17 protein-coding genes and 1 other RNA gene are annotated in these 17,374 nt (G+C 62.6%); 5 read left to right on the top strand and 13 right to left on the bottom strand.

Translation table 11 applies throughout. The features are described 5' to 3' along the window. Positions 1-11: 11 nt before the first annotated feature. Positions 12-653 (bottom strand): (d)CMP kinase, encoded by a 642-nt coding sequence (cmk, locus tag GRO01_RS00595; RefSeq protein WP_062507945.1) that lies wholly within the window; start codon positions 651-653, stop codon positions 12-14. Further along, positions 650-1,978 carry a 3-phosphoshikimate 1-carboxyvinyltransferase gene (gene aroA, locus GRO01_RS00590; protein ID WP_062507947.1) on the bottom strand — a complete coding sequence of 443 codons (1,329 nt, stop codon included), beginning with the start codon at positions 1,976-1,978 and terminating at the stop codon, positions 650-652. The genes cmk and aroA overlap by 4 nt, the downstream gene beginning before the upstream one ends. Before the next feature lie 172 nt (positions 1,979-2,150). On the opposite strand from aroA, the gene GRO01_RS00585 reads away from it, so the two are divergent. Next, the gene (locus GRO01_RS00585) at positions 2,151-2,477 is read left to right on the top strand and encodes a TIGR02300 family protein (protein WP_062507949.1); all 327 of its coding nucleotides are present in this window, start codon (positions 2,151-2,153) and stop codon (positions 2,475-2,477) included. A 43-nt stretch (positions 2,478-2,520) separates the two neighbouring features. Further along, positions 2,521-3,024, top strand: a complete 504-nt coding sequence (locus GRO01_RS00580; RefSeq protein WP_062508055.1) for a chorismate--pyruvate lyase family protein — start codon at positions 2,521-2,523, stop codon at positions 3,022-3,024. 4 nt (positions 3,025-3,028) lie between these two features. Here the strand turns inward: GRO01_RS00580 and GRO01_RS00575 are convergent, their stop codons facing one another. The 8 genes from GRO01_RS00575 to GRO01_RS00540 form a co-directional block, all read right to left on the bottom strand. Continuing rightward, positions 3,029-3,787: an SDR family oxidoreductase gene (locus tag GRO01_RS00575; protein ID WP_062507951.1), complete on the bottom strand. Its 759-nt coding sequence runs from the start codon at positions 3,785-3,787 to the stop codon at positions 3,029-3,031. Between the two features lie 2 nt (positions 3,788-3,789). Further along, positions 3,790-4,386, bottom strand: coding sequence for a recombination mediator RecR (gene recR, locus GRO01_RS00570; RefSeq protein WP_041111188.1), 597 nt, complete (start codon positions 4,384-4,386; stop codon positions 3,790-3,792). Positions 4,387-4,411: 25 nt separating this feature from the next. Further along, complete coding sequence (locus GRO01_RS00565; protein ID WP_062497712.1) at positions 4,412-4,735, bottom strand: YbaB/EbfC family nucleoid-associated protein; 324 nt, start codon at positions 4,733-4,735, stop codon at positions 4,412-4,414. Between the two features lie 10 nt (positions 4,736-4,745). Beyond that, positions 4,746-6,704 carry a DNA polymerase III subunit gamma/tau gene (locus GRO01_RS00560; protein WP_062507954.1) on the bottom strand — a complete coding sequence of 653 codons (1,959 nt, stop codon included), beginning with the start codon at positions 6,702-6,704 and terminating at the stop codon, positions 4,746-4,748. A gap of 95 nt (positions 6,705-6,799) precedes the next feature. Next, positions 6,800-6,896, bottom strand: an RNA gene (ffs, locus tag GRO01_RS00555) — signal recognition particle sRNA small type. A gap of 74 nt (positions 6,897-6,970) precedes the next feature. Next, positions 6,971-8,770, bottom strand: a complete 1,800-nt coding sequence (ggt, locus tag GRO01_RS00550; RefSeq protein WP_062507955.1) for a gamma-glutamyltransferase — start codon at positions 8,768-8,770, stop codon at positions 6,971-6,973. Next, entirely contained in the window at positions 8,767-9,567 is an 801-nt protein-coding gene (map, locus tag GRO01_RS00545) for a type I methionyl aminopeptidase (RefSeq protein WP_062507957.1), read from the bottom strand. Before map ends, ggt begins: the two co-directional genes overlap by 4 nt. Before the next feature lie 91 nt (positions 9,568-9,658). Further along, the gene (locus GRO01_RS00540; RefSeq protein ID WP_062507959.1) at positions 9,659-10,705 is read right to left on the bottom strand and encodes a D-alanyl-D-alanine carboxypeptidase family protein; all 1,047 of its coding nucleotides are present in this window, start codon (positions 10,703-10,705) and stop codon (positions 9,659-9,661) included. 242 nt (positions 10,706-10,947) lie between these two features. Between GRO01_RS00540 and clpS the strand changes: the two genes are divergently transcribed. Next, a complete protein-coding gene (gene clpS / locus GRO01_RS00535; protein WP_231490118.1) occupies positions 10,948-11,373 on the top strand; it encodes an ATP-dependent Clp protease adapter ClpS in 426 nt (141 codons plus the stop codon). A gap of 129 nt (positions 11,374-11,502) precedes the next feature. After that, positions 11,503-13,818, top strand: a complete 2,316-nt coding sequence (gene clpA / locus GRO01_RS00530) for an ATP-dependent Clp protease ATP-binding subunit ClpA (RefSeq protein ID WP_062507961.1) — start codon at positions 11,503-11,505, stop codon at positions 13,816-13,818. 54 nt (positions 13,819-13,872) lie between these two features. On the opposite strand, the gene GRO01_RS00525 is transcribed toward clpA, so the two are convergent. After that, positions 13,873-14,367 carry a DUF3465 domain-containing protein gene (locus GRO01_RS00525; RefSeq protein WP_141306712.1) on the bottom strand — a complete coding sequence of 165 codons (495 nt, stop codon included), beginning with the start codon at positions 14,365-14,367 and terminating at the stop codon, positions 13,873-13,875. Positions 14,368-14,485: 118 nt separating this feature from the next. Beyond that, a complete protein-coding gene (locus GRO01_RS00520; RefSeq protein ID WP_231490121.1) occupies positions 14,486-15,178 on the bottom strand; it encodes a bactofilin family protein in 693 nt (230 codons plus the stop codon). 296 nt (positions 15,179-15,474) lie between these two features. On the opposite strand from GRO01_RS00520, the gene GRO01_RS00510 reads away from it, so the two are divergent. Then, a complete protein-coding gene (locus GRO01_RS00510) occupies positions 15,475-16,455 on the top strand; it encodes an adenosine kinase (protein ID WP_062508061.1) in 981 nt (326 codons plus the stop codon). A 32-nt stretch (positions 16,456-16,487) separates the two neighbouring features. On the opposite strand, the gene hpnK is transcribed toward GRO01_RS00510, so the two are convergent. Beyond that, positions 16,488-17,324: a hopanoid biosynthesis-associated protein HpnK gene (gene hpnK / locus GRO01_RS00505; protein WP_062507965.1), complete on the bottom strand. Its 837-nt coding sequence runs from the start codon at positions 17,322-17,324 to the stop codon at positions 16,488-16,490. Between the last annotated feature and the right edge of the window lie 50 nt (positions 17,325-17,374).

The following is a 17,374-nucleotide window of genomic DNA, read 5'->3' as shown; positions in this document are numbered from 1 at the left end:
ATTGCGGCAGGTCAGTTCCGCGCTTTCCAGCGGGCCACGGTTTCGCATGCCTTTTCAAGGACCTCTGCGGCAGAGAGCGCATCGGTCTCGATCAGGATGGCGTCGGGGGACTGCACCAGCGGAGCGGTTTCACGCGATGAGTCGCGCTCGTCCCGCGCCACGATTTCGGCAATAGCGGCCTCAAGCGCGGTCTCCTCCAGCGGCGTCCCGCCATGGACCTGATGATGGCGCCGTAGTGCACGGGTGCGGGGCGAGGCCGTGATGAAGAACTTCACGTCCGCATCGGGGAAAACGACGGTGCCGATGTCACGGCCATCCACGACCGCGCCCGTTTCGGATGCGAAGACGCGCTGGCGTTCGAGCAGGGCCGCTCGGACGGCGGGCTGCGCGGCCACGAGGGAGGCGCCCCGGTCGATTTCAGGGACGCGCAGATCCGTGCGGGCCAGATCGGCCTGTTGCAGGGCCTGTGCCTCAGCCGACGCATCACCAGCCGGGTCCAGTCCGGCATTCACCATCCGGCGGGCAACGGCGCGGTACAGCAGGCCGGTGTCAAGATAGGGCAGCCCCAGCTTTGCAGCGAGCGCCTTGGCGAGCGTGCCCTTTCCGGCTGCGGCGGGACCATCGACAGCAATGACAAGCGGACGAACTGTCACGGCGTCAGCCCTGCGCCGAGCGCGTTCATCAGGTCCACGAAACCGGGGAAGCTGGTTTCGATGAAAGCCGTGTCGTCCACGTTCACAGGCTTCTGGGCCGCAAGGCCAAGCACGACGGCACTCATGGCGAGGCGATGATCCATGTGGGTCTGGACCGTGCCGCCACCGAGGGGGCCGTGACAGCCCTTCACGATGAGATCGTCACCGATCACCTCGGTTTCGGCGCCGTTCACGTTCAGCAGCGCAACCGTGGACGCCAGACGGTCGCTTTCCTTCACGCGCAGCTCTTCCAGACCACGCAGACGGGACGCGCCCTCGGCAAAGGCACAGGCGACGGCGAGAACCGGATATTCGTCAATCATGGATGGCGCGCGCTCGGGCGGAACATCCACGCCCTTGAGCTGGCTGTAGCGCACATGCAGATCGCCGACCGGCTCACCGCCTTCGACGCGCTCGTTCTCGATAGAGAGGCTGGCGCCCATTTCGATCAGGGTCGTGAACAGACCCGTGCGGAGCGGGTTGAGCCCCACGCCTTCGAGCCAGATATCCGACCCCGGAACCAGCAGGGCCGCGACGATCGGGAAAGCCGCGGAGGACGGATCGCCGGGGACGGTCACGTCACGGGCGGTCATGCGCACCGGACCCGTCAGGGCGATTCGGCGTCCACCGGCACCGAAGCGGGAAACATCGACCTCAACCCCGAAATGGCGGAGCATGTTCTCGGTGTGGTCGCGCGTGGCGACAGGCTCTTCCACAACCGTGGTGCCATGGGCGTTCAGGCCGGCCAGCAGAATGGCGGACTTGACCTGGGCGGATGCGACGGGAAGGCGGTATTCAATCGGCTTGGCCTCACCCGTGCCGCGGATCGCCATTGGCAGGCGGCCACCTTCGCGGGTCAGGAATTCGGAGCCATTGGCGGCCAGCGGGACTGTTACGCGGCGCATGGGGCGCGAGCGCAGGGACGCATCGCCCGTCATGATGCTGTTGAAACCATGGGAGGACAGGATCCCGGAGAGCAGACGCGCTGCCGTGCCGGAATTGCCCATGTCCAGCACATCCGCCGGCTCGGTCAGGGCACCCACGCCGCGCCCCTCGATGACCCAGTCCGCGCCTTCACGCGTGATGGTCGCGCCCAGCGCGCGCATGGCGTCTGCCGTCCGCAGCACATCCTCGCCTTCGAGCAGGCCGGTCACATAGGTGCGGCCGGAAGCGAGGGCGGCGAACATCAGCGAGCGGTGGCTGATGGATTTGTCACCCGGAACACGGGTGCGGCCGGAAAGTCCCTTGGGGGACGCGGAGACGGTCAGGGGGCGCGAGACTTGCATGGCAATGTTCTTGCTGGGGCTCCCCTCGCCTGTCAATCACCTCGTGAATCATGCCGAGGCGGCACAGTCATGCGCCTGAAAACTGTCAGGAATCACGCTTCGGGATTTGACAGGGCGCGCGCAAGATGGCATGGCCGCGTTCCTTATTCGAGGCATTAGCAGGCTCCGCACAATGGCAAAACCCGAACTCGGTCTGAAACGGACATGCGTTGAATGCAGCGCCCGCTTCTATGACCTCAACCGCGTCCCTGCGGTGTGCCCGAAATGCGGCACGACGCAGCCGGACGATTCCCGTCTCAAGCGCAGCGAGGTTCCGCTGCCGGAAGAGAAGGATCCGAAGCCCCAGGCCAACGAGCATGAGGATGATGTGGATCTGGAAGTCGCCGAAGACGAGGACGATGATGATGTGATCGCCCCGGACGACGATCTGGACGATGACGATGATCTCAGCAATGACATCGAAGTCCCGAACGACAAGGATGACCGCGACGACAACTAAGGTTGTCCCCAGATTCCTCTGCGCTGTCTTTCTGGCGGCACTGATGAGCGGCTGTTCTGATCCGGAAGGTGTTTTTGCCCCGGACAGCGCAGCCGTTCGCGCATTCAGGGCCCGGCTTGACGGTCAGCCCAGTGCCACGGCGGTGCTTCAGGCCCGCTGCCCCTCCCCGATCCGGGTACTGCGCCTGAGCGTGGACCGGCCGGTGACGGAAGAGATCCTGACCCTGCTTCAGGTCACCGAGACCCATCAGGTCATGACGCGGCATGTCCGGCTGCTTTGTGGTGAGACCGTGCTGTCGGATGCGTGGAACTGGTATGTGCCCGAACGGCTCTCCCCTGCCATGAACACGCTGCTGGAACAGACCGACACGCCGTTCGGACGTGTTGTGCAGCAGACGGCTTTCCGGCGACAGAGACTCGAAACCCGTTTTCCGGGTGCCGCTTCCGGCATCGTTCTGGAAAACCGCGCGCTTCTGCTGCGTGGTGCGGACAGCGCACCGATTTCCCTTGTTGTGGAAGATTATCTTCCGGCCGCTGTCCGACCCTGAGAGTTCAGGACGCGGGCGACCAGTTCAGATGCTGCCCACCATCGAGCGCAAGCATCTGGCCCGTCACGGATGGCAACGCAAACAGCGCGAGCGCGGCCTGAGCGATTTCCTCGGGCGAGGAGCCATGTTGCAGCGGGGTTCGCGCGCACATGCTGTCAAAATGCTCCTGGCTCTGACGCACGGCCGGCAGGACCGGACCGGGACCGATCGCATTCACCCGCACCCGGGGCGCAAGTGCGAGAGCCATGGTCTGCGTCAGGGTCCATAACCCCGTGCGCGAGAGGGTATAGCTGACAAAATGCGGGGTCAGATTCCACACACGCTGGTCCAGCATGTTCAGGATCAGGCCCTCGGCGTCTTCGGGAAGCGCCTGAGCCATCGCCTGTGAGAGAACGAAGGGGGCGCGGAGATTGGTTTCGAGATGCAGGTCCCAGCTTTCGCGGGTCACGCTGCCCATTTCGTCACGGATAAAGGCGGATGCGTTGTTGATGAGGATACCGACCGGCCCAAGCACGGCGCTGGCACGGGGCAGAAGCGCCTCGACGTCTTCTTCGCGTTGCAGATCCGCCTGCAGGACGCAGCCTTTGCCGCCGATCCGCTCCAGCAGGGCTTCGGCCTCGCTGGTACTGTCACGGCAGTGAATGGCAACCGCGAATCCCTGCTCTGCCAGCATCTCCACGAGGGCCGCACCGATGCGGCGCGCGCTTCCCGTGACGAGAGCGACACGGGGGACGCGCGGCGAAATCCGGAAGGGCGAAACCATGGTCAGAGAGACCGACGGGCCGTGAGGGCTGCAGCCAGAGTGCCATCATCCAGCACATCCAGCGCGCCGCCCATGGGGACGCCATGCCCAACGCGCGTCACGGTCACACCCGTAGGCAACAGACGTTCCTGAAGCCAGTGCGCGGTCGTAGCCCCTTCAACGGTGGCGCTCAGGGCAAGAATGACTTCCCTCACCCCGCCTTCCTCGATCCGCTCGAACAGCGGGCGGACATTCAGGTCATCCGGGCCAAGCCCGGCCAGCGCGGACAGGGTGCCGCCCAGAACCTGATAGACTCCCCGATGGACGCCTGCGCGTTCCAGCGCCCAGAGATCGCCCACGGTCTCGACCACGCAGATCAGACCCCGGTCACGCCCTGCATCCGTGCAGATATGGCATGGATCGACCGTATCGAGATTGCCGCACAGGGTGCAGGTCTTCACGCTCGTGGCCGCGCGCTCCATCAGATGGGCGAGCGGCAGCATCCGGCTTTCCGGCTGGCGCAGAAGAGCCAACGCGGCCCGGCGGGCGGAGCGTGGTCCCAGCCCCGGCAGGCGCGCGAGCATGGTGATCAGCTGGTCGATGTCGCCATGGCCCATCATGGGCGTGCAGTCCCTGTCAGCCGGATCAGAACGGCAGCTTCAGACCGGCCGGGAGGTCGAGCCCACCGGTTACGTCACGCATGGCTTCGGAGCTTGCAGCTTCAGCCTTGGTCTTGGCGTCCGTATAGGCGGCGACAATCAGGTCCTGCAGCGTTTCAATATCGCTCGGATCGGCAAGCTGCGGGTCGATCTTCAGATCGCGCATTTCGCCCTTCCCCGTCAGCTTGACGGTCACGAGACCGGCGCCGGCAGAGCCTTCGACAATGAGGGACGCCAGATTGCTCTGGGCGGCTTCCATCTTGGCCTGCATCTGGCTGGCCTGCTTCATCAGTCCGGCAAGGTTCTTCATCAGTATCGTCCTATCGGTTCAGGTTCAGATCGTCTTCATCAAGGAAATCGGCATCCAGGGGCGCGAATTCCAGATCGGGCGGTTCGTCATCGGTCAGCGGCACGGTGATTTCCGGCGGCAGACCGTATTCATCAAGGGAATGGTCCTGCACTTCCCCGATCTTCGCGCCCGGAAAAGTCTTCAGGATGGCCTGCACCAGCGGGTGCTGCTCCACCGAAGCCTGATTGATCGCTACGACTTCAGCACCCTGTTCATCCAGCGTCGGCTCGCCCGGAGCCGTCGAGGCACTGACGCGCCACTGACCGGGATAGACGCGGTCCAGCAGTTTCTGAAGCTGGCGTTCGATGCGGGCCTGCGGCTCTTCGGCGCGGATCTGCACATCCGGCGGCGAAAAGCGCACGAGATGCACAGCATTACGCAGCAGGCCATGCAGAACCGGTTCGCGCTCACGCGCCACCATCGCCACCATTTCACGCCATGTGCGCGGCGGAGGCGGAAGCTCGGGTTCAGGCTCTGGTTCCGGAACCGGCTCGGCGTAACCGATGCCGGGCTCGACGATCTCGCCCCCATTGGCCACCAGCCGGACATGCGCGCGGGGCCCATGGCCACCAGAGGTCTCACTGACACTGCTGGACGCGATGCCGCTGACCGGCCCGGACGGCGCTGCGGAAGACGCGCCACCCATCGGGCCGGACGGACCGGCCGGGAGCGACAGATCCTGCCCCCCTTCCGTCAGCTGGCGGATCAGGCGGTCCGGTGTGGGCAACAGGCTAGCATGACACAGGCGGATCAGCACCATCTCGGCGGCCTGACGACGGTCCGGAGCGGTCTCGACTTCCTGCACGCCCTTGAGCAGGATCTGCCAAGCGCGCCCCAGAACGGCATTGGACAGCCGATCGGCCAGAGCCGCGCCGCGTGTACGCTCGGCTTCCGGCAGATCCCGGCCTTCCCGCAACGATGGAATGGCCTTGAGACGCGAAATCAGATGCAGCAGATCGAGCAGATCCGCCAGCAGAACGCCCAGATCGGCCCCGCGGGCATAGGCCTGATCGGTCAGGTCCAGCGCGTCTGCGGGCTTGCCAGCCATCAGGGCATCCAGCAGATCGAAAACCAGCCCGCGATCCGCCAGGCCGAGCATATCGGCCACGGCATCTGCATCACTGGCCCCTTGCGCGATGGCCTGATCGAGCAGCGAAAGCCCGTCACGCACGGAACCGTCTGCCGCGCGGGCAATCAGGGCAAGCGCGTCTTTGGAAAGAGTCGCACCTTCTTTGACGGCGATATTGTGAAAATGCCCGGCCAGAAGGGACTGCGGAACGCGGCGCAGGTCGAAACGCTGGCAGCGCGACAGGACCGTCACCGGAACCTTGCGCAGTTCGGTCGTGGCGAAAATGAACGTGACCTGCGGCGGCGGCTCTTCGAGCGTCTTGAGCAGCGCGTTGAAGGCGTTGCGCGAGAGCATATGGACTTCATCGATGATGAAGACCTTCATCCGCGCCTGCATCGGACGGAAGCGCGTGGCCTCGATGATTTCGCGCACATCGTCCACGCCGGTGCGGGAAGCGGCATCCATTTCCAGAACATCGGGATGACGGTCCGCGAGAATGGCAGTGCAATTGGGGCAGACGCCGCAGGGATCGGCCGTCGGGCCACCCTTGCCATCCGGGCCAACGCAGTTCAGGGCACGGGCGATGATCCGGGCGGTGGTCGTCTTGCCCACGCCCCGCACGCCGGTCAGCATGAAGGCATGTGCCACACGCTTGAGCTCGAAAGCGCGACGCAGGATGCGGACGAGGGAATCCTGACCGATCAGGTCATCGAAAGTCTGCGGGCGGTACTTGCGGGCCAGCACGCGATAGGGCGTGGCCTCGGCAGCCGGAGGCGCAGACAGTTCCGGCTCTGGCGCATCTCCAAAGAAGCCACCGCCATTTTCAGGCGGCAGGGGGAGATCGTCGTTTTCATCAGTCATGAAATTGTCTGACCCTCAGCACTGAGGATGGGACCGTGGAGGAACGGTCGGGACGCTGCGTTTAACAAACCGGAGCGTCCGGTGATCTGTGTGAGGTAGGAGGCCGGACATTCAACCCGGATAAAACTCACTGCGGCTGCTTCCTTCCGGACCTGACCGGGTTGGCAAGGTATCCGTCCAAAGCCGACCTCCCGGCGCTCTCCTAACACGGAGAGAGGGGTGTCTGACAACCCCCAATCATCAGAGTGCGCCATCATTGTCCCGTCTTATTCTCCGACAGCCGCCCCACCCATGTGCCGCGGATCAGCCGCACCATAGATCAGGCCGGTCTTTGCAGCAGACAGGCTCGGGTGGTCCGCAAGAATGCCTTCAGCCACACCCCAGGGGCGATGCGGCGACAGGGCATAACCTTCGGCCTTGAGGGTCTGCATGGTCTCATCAGACAGCGCACCGGGCTCCAGTTCGACAGCCGAAGGCTCCCACTGCTCGTGGATTCGCGGCAGATCCACGGCCTGACGGATATCCAGCCCGTAATCGATCACACCCAGAATGACGGACAGCGTGATGGTCGGAATCCGCGACCCACCCGGGCTGCCGATCACCATGACGGTCCTGCCATCACGCGAGACGATGGAGGGCGACATCGAGGACAAAGGCGTCTTGCCCGGCGCAATCGCATTCGCTTCCGAACCGACGATGCCGAACATGTTGGGCGCACCCGGCTTGGACGAGAAATCGTCCATCTCGTCATTCATCCAGATGCCGGTATGGCCACCCATTACGCCCGCACCGAACCATCCATTGAGGGTATAGGTCGCGGAAACGGCCATACCATCATGATCGAGCACGGAGAACTGCGTCGTCTCGTGCTTTTCCTGCGTGTCGGGTGCTGCCTGCGCCACGGGAGCGGGAAGTGGTTCCCCTGCCCTGAGCGTGCTGGACGCGAGAGCGTGATCGGTCGGGATGCCCTGACGGATCTGATAGGCATAGGCCGGATCGATCAGGTGCTCGACGGGGTTGTGCACGAAATCCGGATCGCCAAGATCGCGACGGTCCGAATAAGCGTGACGCATGGCCTCGACTTCACGCTGCACGGACGGCGCCGTGTGCAGGCCAAGCGCATGCATGTCGTAGCCGGACAGGATGTTCAGGATCTCGCAAAGCGCAACACCGCCACCGCTCGGCGGGGGCGCGGTGTCGATCGTGTAGCCGCGATAGGTGCAGCGGATCGGTTCGAGATTCCGGATGTGATAGGACGTGAAATCGGCAGGCTGAAGCAGGCCGCCGCCTTCCGTGCTGGCACGCACGATTTCCTTGGCGATCGGACCTTCATAGAAGGCTTTGGGACCGTCCTTCGCGACCAGCTCAAGGGAATTGGCCAGATCCTTCTGCACCAGACGGTCACCGGCCTGAAGCGGCGTGCCATCGGGGCGCAGATAGAACGCCCGGGCATACGGGTCTTTCTGGAAATAGCGCGTGGACGTATGCAGGAGATCCGCATCGCCCTGATTCAGAATGAAGCCGTCACGGGCCAGCGCAATGGCAGGCGCCATGACCTTTTCCCGGGACAGGTGACCCCATTTCTGCAGGATCGCGTCCAGACCCGCCACCGTGCCAGGGATGGCAACGGCCTTCCAGCCCTCGGTGGAGAGGCCCGGAATGACCTTACCCGAAGCGTCCTGATACATCGTCGCCGTTGCCGCACCTGGTGCATGCTCGCGGAAATCGATGAAGAGTGTCTGGCCGGTTTTCAGACGCAGGGTCATGAAACCACCGCCGCCGATATTGCCGGCTGCGGGATAAACCACTGCCAGAGCGTATCCGACAGCCACGGCTGCATCGACCGCATTCCCGCCCTGCGCCAGAATCTTCGCGCCCGCATCGGAGGCCAGGTGCTGGGCCGAGACCACCATGCCGTGACGACCAGAAGCCAGCATGCCGGCACTGACATGATCCGGACCAAAAGCCAGCGGATCATGGGCGGAACTGAGCGCCTGGGGTGCTGCATTGGCAAGCGTCGTGCTGCTGATCAGGGCCGTAGCGAGGAAAAGCGGGAACGCTCTCATACAGGCTCTCCATAAGGCGGCTTGGTGTAGCCTTTGGGGGACAGGGTGAAGATTTCGCAGCCATCGGCCGTCACACCGACCTGATGCTCGAACTGGGCGGACAGGGTGCGGTCACGGGTGACAGCTGTCCAGCCATCATCAAGGATTTTCACGTCCGGGCGGCCGATATTCAGCATCGGCTCGATCGTGAAGACCATGCCCTCCACGAGCTTCACGCCCTCGCCCGGCCTGCCGTAATGCAGGATGTTCGGTTCGGAGTGGAAATCGCGGCCGATGCCATGGCCGCAGAAATCGCGTACGATGGAGAAACGGTTGGCCTCTGCATATTCCTGGATGGCATGGCCAATATCGCCAAGCGTGTTGCCGGGACGGACCTGGGCAATGCCGCGCATCATCGCATCATAGGTCACATCGACCAGCTTCTCGGCCTTCTTGGGCGCCTTGCCCACGACATACATGCGCGAGCTGTCGCCATACCAGCCATCCAGAATGGAGGTAACGTCGATATTGACGATGTCCCCGTTGGACAGCTTCTTGGAGCCCGGAATGCCGTGGCACACGACATGGTTGATCGAGATGCAGCAGGATTTCGGATAACCGCGATAGTTCAGCGGAGCCGGCGTGGCGCCATGAGCGATCGTGAAGTCATGGATAAGCTGGTTGAGCTCTTCCGTGGTGACGCCAGGCTGAACATGAGGCGTGATCATGTCCAGCGCCTCTGCCGTCAGGCGGCCGACACGATGCAGATGTTTGAAATCGTCCTCATCGTAGAGAACGATACCCTGTGGCTTGTCCATATCTGCTGCCCGATCCTTCAATCTTCAAAAAGCCCGGACAAAATGCGTCTGTCCGGGCTGGATCGCAAGGCGGCAGGTCAGATTTTCGGTATCAGCTGTGCCGGGAGCGCTTCTTGTGGGCAACCACATGACGCACGCTAACCATCCGAACGGCCGCACCATGATGAGAAATCCGGCCATAACGGCGGGGGGCCGTTGGTGCATCCGCCACTTCCATCGGGCGGGATGCTGCAAGCAGAATGCTCTGATGGAAGCGGCCGCGACGACGGGCAGACGCCATCAGGACACCGGACGGCGCTGCCGGATGCAGAAGCGGCTGGGGCGCGATGCCTTCATCAGCAAAGCCCTTGTCGAGCAGCGCTACCATTTCCATCGAACGGCGGGTATTGCTCGACGATCCCATGACCACGCCGATCAGACGGACATTGCCACGCTGGGCAGATGTGATGAGATTATGACCAGCAAGATCAGTATAACCGGTCTTCAGACCGTCCGCGCCGGCATAGATTTTCAGCATCGGATCATGATTCGGGACCATGCGACGATGGAAGTAGAAGGATGGGACATTGAAATAATGGTAATACTGCGGGAAATCGGCGATCAGATGCTGTGACAGCAGCGCAAGATCATGGGCCGTCGTGACCTGATCAGGGTCCGGCAGACCGGAGGCATTGCGGAAGGTCGTGTTGGTCATGCCCAGCGCACGGGCCTGCTGCGTCATGAGCTGGGCGAAACGGACTTCATCGCCGCCGCCGAGAAACTCCCCGAGCGCGCAGGCCGCGTCATTCGCGGATTTCGTGACAAGACCCAGAATGCCCTGCTCCACCGTCAGACGCGTGCCCGGCACGAGACCAAGCTTGGATGGGGCCTGAACAGACGCGTGAATGGAAACCGGAACCTGTTCATCCAGCGTGATCTGATGCGCCTCAAGGGCACGGAACGTCAGATACAGCGTCATGAGCTTGGTCAGGGACGCCGGGTAACGCTGCAGATCTGCATCCGTCTGGGACAGAACGGCACCGGTCTTTGCATCCATCACGTAACTGGAAACGTGCCCCGCATACTGTGCCTTGGCCGATCCCAGACCCATGGCTGTCATGGCGCACAACAGAAAAGCTTTCTGAAACGGGAAACGCATGTGTCTGACAGCCTCTGAACGGGAATATCGTCGCGGGAACAATTCTAGGCTCTGAAGCCCTGCATTACTGGTACTCTAGGCGCATTGAAAACTTCCCGTCCACCAGCTTTGAAGGACTTTCCTTAATTTTTCGTAAGCAGGGGCCAAAGGAGGCAACATCATGGCAGACGGCGCATAAAAACCTTATTTCGAAGACCGCCAGCCCTTCTCAAGAGGGAAATTCGCACCATATCATACCAGTCATGTCTTCTTATGATCTTCCCTCCTGTCTGAACGGCCGTCCTGATGTCGCTTTCACGCGCATGATGTCTCGCATGGGGCCGGAGTCGCCCGACTCCATTCCTCCACTTGGCCCGGGAGACGGGGATCAGGACCTTGAAATCAGCGTGGTGGTGCGCCCCCGGACACGGACGCGCAAACCTTCCATGTACAAGGTGCTGATGCTCAACGACGACTACACGCCCATGGAGTTCGTGGTGCATGTGCTGGAGCGCTTCTTTGCCAAGACCAGGGACGAAGCAACAGCCATCATGCTCCAGGTTCACCAGCGCGGCGTTGGGGTCTGCGGGGTGTTCACGTATGAAGTGGCTGAAAGCAAGGTGACACAGGTGATGGATCTGGCGCGCCAGAACCAGCATCCACTTCAGTGCACGATCGAGAAAGACTGATCCGTCTGACAGGCAGAAAAGCGCGGACCCAGGATAATTTCTTGTTTCCATCTGCGTTTCTGACTGGCGTTACACGTTACTCCGCGACAAGATACCTTTCTTACGAGAGGTCGAGAGGAGCGCCATCACATGCTGTCCCGTACGCTCGAACAGACGCTCCACCGCGCCCTGACATTCGCAGGTGACCGGCGTCATGAATATGCAACCCTCGAACACCTTCTGCTCGCGCTGACAGAAGATGACGATGCCCTGACGGTCTTCCGGGCCTGTGGCATCGATCTCGACAAGCTGCGCTCCGACCTGACCGATTTCCTCGACAAGGATCTGGCGGGGCTCGCCGCAGAACGGCCGACGGAACCCAAACCCACCGCAGCGTTCCAGCGCGTGATCCAGCGTGCGGCGATCCATGTGCAGAGCACGGGCCGTGACGAGGTCACGGGTGCGAACGTGCTTGTGGCCTTATTTGCCGAACGCGAGAGCCATGCCGTCTATTTCCTGCAGCTGCAGGATATGACGCGACTCGATGCGGTCAATTTTATCTCCCATGGCATCGCCAAGGCGCCGGACCGTGGGACAGGACGCCGTGCAACCGCAGCGTCCAAGGACACGTCCGAGCGTGAAGAGCGCAAGGAAAGTGCCAAGGAAGGTGCGCTGGCGACCTATTGCGTCGATCTGAACGAGCGCGCGCGTGAAGGACGGATTGATCCACTTATCGGCCGCGATCAGGAAATCGAACGCACCATTCAGATCCTGTGCCGCCGCACCAAGAACAACCCGCTCTATGTGGGCGATCCGGGCGTGGGCAAGACGGCCATTGCCGAAGGTCTGGCCAAGCGGATCGTGGAAGGTGACGTACCGGAAGTGCTGCTGAACAGCACGATCTACTCGCTCGACATGGGTTCGCTTCTGGCCGGCACACGGTATCGCGGCGATTTCGAAGAGCGGCTGAAGGCCGTCGTGACGGAAATGGACCAGACCCCTGGCGCAATTCTGTTCATCGACGAGATCCATACCGTGATCGGTGCCGGTGCGACCTCGGGCGGGGCGATGGATGCGTCCAACCTGCTCAAGCCTGCCCTGGCTGCCGGGACGCTGCGCTGCATCGGGTCCACGACCTACAAGGAATTCCGCCAGCATTTCGAGAAGGATCGGGCGCTCGTCCGCCGGTTCCAGAAGATCGACGTGCCGGAGCCTTCGATCGAGGATGCGGTCAAGATCCTGCGCGGCCTGAAGGGCAGCTACGAGAAGCATCACAAGGTGCGCTACACTGACGAAGCCCTGCGCGGCGCGGTCGAGTTGGCGGCCAAGTATGTCCATGACCGCAAGCTGCCAGACAAGGCGATCGACGTGATCGACGAAGTCGGCGCCGCGCGGATGCTGGTGCCCGAAAACAAGCGCCGCAAGACGGTGACGCTGAAGGACGTGGAAGAGGCCATCGCCAAGATCGCCCGCATCCCGCCCAAGAGCGTCTCGGCCGATGACCGCGAGACCCTGCGCCATCTGGAGCGGGATCTGCGGAACATGGTCTTCGGACAGGACAAGGCGATTGATGCGCTGGCCGCTGCGATCAAGCTGTCCCGTGCCGGACTGCGCGATGCAGAAAAGCCGATTGGTAACTATCTGTTCTCCGGCCCTACGGGCGTCGGTAAGACGGAAGTGGCCAAGCAGCTTGCGAACTCGCTCGGGATCGAGCTGATCCGCTTCGACATGTCCGAATATATGGAGCGTCATTCGATCTCCCGTTTGATCGGCGCGCCTCCGGGTTATGTCGGCTTCGATCAGGGTGGCCTGCTGACGGATGCCATCGACCAGCATCCGCATGCGGTTCTGCTGCTGGACGAGATCGAGAAGGCCCATCCGGACCTGTTCAATGTCCTGCTTCAGGTCATGGATCATGGTCGCCTGACGGATCACAACGGCAAGGTCGTTGATTTCCGCAACGTGATCCTGATCATGACCACGAATGCGGGTGCGGCGGATCTGTCCAAGGAAACGATCGGGTTTGGTCGCACCGTACGCAGCGGTGAGGATGAAGAGGCGATCAAGCGCCTGTTCACGCCGGAATTCCGCAACCGTCTGGATGCGATCATTCCGTTCGCCAACCTCACACCGGAAACGGTGGGCCGTGTAGTAGAGAAGTTCGTGCTCCAGCTCGAAGCCCAGTTGGCCGACCGTCACGTCACGATCGAGATCTCCTCGAGCGCGAAGGAATGGTTGGCCGAGCGCGGATATGACCGCCTGTATGGCGCGCGTCCTCTGGGCCGCGTCATTCAGGAGCACATCAAGAAGCCGCTGGCGGAAGAATTGCTCTTCGGACGGCTGGCTCAGGGTGGTGCCGTGCGGATTGGTATGAAGAACGGCGCGCTCGACTTCGATATCATCGAAGGCCGGGACGAGCCCAAGGGCGAGGATGGCGCTTCGAAGAAAGACGAAGCAACAAACTGAAGCCCAGCTTTAAAAGAGAAGGCCCGGGAGACATCGTCTCCCGGGCCTTTTTCGTTACTGGTAGCGGGTGCCGTTCACAACGACATAGCCGGGCCAGCGCCATTTGCGGCTCGTACCGTGATGGGTCCAGTCCACGCCCTGACGGCGCAGGCTGTCGTAATAGTACCGGCCCTGCACCTCAACCTGATCGCCCTTGTTAACCCAGGGCCATTGCGGGGCGTTCATCTCATCAAGATCGGAGACGATGCGGATGGAGACGCCCTGCCCGACTGACACATAGAAATAGCCATGCCAGCCGCTGCGGGTCCGCTTGGCTTTTGGTGAGATGGCGAGGACCTGTCCGCACAGATGCTCGGGAAGATCGATACGGGTGGGTCCGGACTGTTCCAGTCCCTGCTGGTCCGCAAGGAAGTGGGCATTATCGCAGGCAGCAGGCATGTCATGGGTGGTCTGGCCTGTCAGAGCCTGACCGAAAAGACCCTGTGCGGATGCGGCGAACGGTGCGCACAGCAGGGCTGCGGCAACTGCGGGGAGCAGACGGAACGTCATGGAGTTTCTCCTGTCTGGGCGGCCCTGTGCGATGTTCTGCCGCCGGCGGAAAGGACCTGGACACAAAAAAGCCCGCCCCAATCCGGGAACGGGCTTTTCTGCTGGTCCGGAAAACGGATCAGGGAGCTTCGCTGGAACCTTCACCGGCGGCCGGCTCGGCCTTCGGGGCTTCGCTGGCGAGCGGGCGGGCAGGTGCGCCGTCCGTGATCATTTCGAGCTGACCGGTGATCTGGCCACCATCCTCGACCTGCAGGCGACGGCACTTCACCTTGCCGATCAGACGGCCGGTGGAGCGGATCGTCAGGCTGCCATTGACGGTCAGGGTCCCGTCGATCGTGCCAGCCAGTTCCGCGTCTTCAACTTCAACGCCACCACGGAAGACGCCACCATGCGTGACCTGAAGCTCGGTCGCCTGGATCATGCTGGACTCGACGGTGCCCTCAACCACGAGGCGCTCGGCGTCCTGCACCGAACCCTGAACGCTGATGCCGCGGCCCACGACAAGCGTGCGACGCTCCGGACCGGTCTGGCGCGGTGCGCCCGGAACGGCGGCCGCACCGGGACGCGGAGCCCCTGCCGGCATTGCGCCCGTCGGAGAGTTGGGGGACGGCGGCGCCGGGAAAGGGGTACGACCCATGGGAGCGGGGTCCTTCTGCTGGTTGGGCTGCTGGGGACTGGTGGGCGATCCGGATCCTGACGCGGGAGCCGTCTGGCTGGGAGCGTCCGGCCGGTTGGGGAAAATGGGCTGTCCTGCGAGCTTGCTGTTCTCTGCAGGTTTGGACTCATCTTCCGGTTTGCGTCTTCTGAACAAGGAAACCCCGCTGCGGATCTGGAAAAGAACACTCTGTCTAGGACGTCTCCCGGATGCTCCATCGCAAGGGCGGAACAGTCAGGGCGGGCCTTTCGACAACGCTACACGCTCACCACCCGGCGGGACAAGACGCGCATTTCCATAAATGTGACGAAAGATCACGTATGAAAACGGCACGAGAGCGACCGGGAGTTGGCGTAGCCCTACAGGGGACCTATGATCGTGTTGATTTAATGGCGCAGTCCGCCCGTTAAATGTTTTTTTCCGAAGTTTTCAGCGACCTGACCGGAGTTCCAATGTCTGCACCCCAGCATGACCTTCTGTGTATCGGCAATGCCATCGTCGACGTCCTCGCCCCTGTGGGCCAGGATCTGATCGACGGGCTTGGCGCTGCTGCCGGGAGCATGACCCTGATTGACGCTCCTACGGCGCATGCCATCGAAAGCCGCGTCGACATCGAAAACGTGACCGGTGGCGGTTCCGGCGCAAACACCGCTGTTGTTGCAGCCCGCATGGGCGCGAAGGTTGCGTATCTCGGCAAGGTAACGGCTGACGAAGCCGGCGACCATTTCACGCGCGACATCCGCGAACAGGGCATCACCTTCCCGTCCGAGCCGCTTCCGGCCGCCGATGGCACGCCGACCGCGCGCTGCATCGTTCTGGTGACGCCGGAAGGCCAGCGCACGATGTTCACCTATCTCGGTGCCTGCACGGAATTCACGCCCGAGGATGTGCATGAAGCCGTCGTGGCCGATGCTGCCATCACCTATCTCGAAGGCTATCTGTACGACAAGCCGCAGGCCCAGGAAGCGTTCGAGCACGCTGCCCGTCTGGCCCGCAAGGCCAACCGTCAGGTCGCCCTGACGCTGTCCGACACGTTCTGTGTAGAACGTCACCGCGCGGCTTTCCACGAACTCGTGGCCGGTCATGTGGACATCCTGTTCGCCAACGAGGCCGAGCTTCTGGCGCTGTACGAAGTCACGGATTTCGAAGAAGCCGTCACGCAGGTCTCCGCCGAGACGAAGCTGGCCGTCATCACGCGCGGTGAGAAGGGTGCGGTCGTCATCGGCGATGGAGAGCGCCATGACGTGCCGACGACCGAAGTGAAGGTTGTGGACACCACGGGCGCGGGTGATGCGTTCGCCGCAGGCTTCCTTGCCGGTCTGAGCAAGAAGCATGACCTCGTGACCTGCACGAAGCTGGGCAATCGGGCCGCCGGCGAGATCATCACCCGTTACGGCGCACGCCCGACCGAGGCGTTCACGCTGACGGCCTGAACCTCGCCCTGCCCCGTCGGTCAGGGCCGGTCTTACAGATCGGCCCAGCCGATGCGGGCGACACCATAGCGGTCGAATGAGACCCGCACGGCCGGGTCCAGAAGGGCGGCCAGTTCGCCTTCCTGCTCATAGCCCGGCATGAAGCGCTTCATCATGGCGTTCTGGGCTGTGGCGGGGTGGAAGTAGATTTCGCTCGTGCCCTCCGGCAGACGCGGGATAAGGCCGCAGATATGGTCCGGCGTCATATGGCCGGACCAGCGCAGACCGAAACACCAGTCATTGGTTTTCAGTCCCGCTTTGCGGAGCTGGTGGCGCAGGACGCCGATCCAGTGACGCAGGGCGCGGTCTCCCAGCGTGTCATTGGCCTCAACAGGCTCCGGCGGCTCGAAAGGCGAGCGGACAGCCTGCAATCCATGCTCCAGCCCGGACTCGATCAGAAAGCGCCCCACGGTCGGATGCAGATGCATGTGCTTGTGGGCGTTGGCATGATCGAGCGTGAGCCCGGTCGCGGCAAAGGCCCGGAACTGGGCTTCGATCTCGCGGCGCAGAGCCTTGCGCGCGGCCGGGCAGAAGAAATATTCTACGCCAAGACGCAGCTGGTTACGGTCGAACCAACCCTGCTCATCGGTGATGGCGGGAAGATCGAGCACAGACTTGCCCTCGATCGCTACCACATGCAGCCCGACCTTCAGGTCCGGCATGGTCTTCGCTCGCCGGATGGCGTCTTCGGCGGCGTCACCTGCGACCATCAGGCTGGTCGTGGACAGGATGCCATTACGATGGGCCTGTTCGATGGCCTCGTTGACTTCAAGGCTCATACCGAAATCGTCGGCGGATACGATGGCGCGGCGAAGGGCGCTGGATGTCATGGCTGGTCTCACGAAAAAGGGGCCATGACATCTGCCATGACCCCTGGGTA

The organism is Gluconobacter roseus NBRC 3990, from assembly GCF_006538885.1.
Taxonomy (GTDB): Bacteria; Pseudomonadota; Alphaproteobacteria; order Acetobacterales; family Acetobacteraceae; genus Gluconobacter; species Gluconobacter roseus.
Note: the sequence above shows the minus strand (reverse complement) of the source record. Positions and strands in the feature narration are given on the sequence as shown.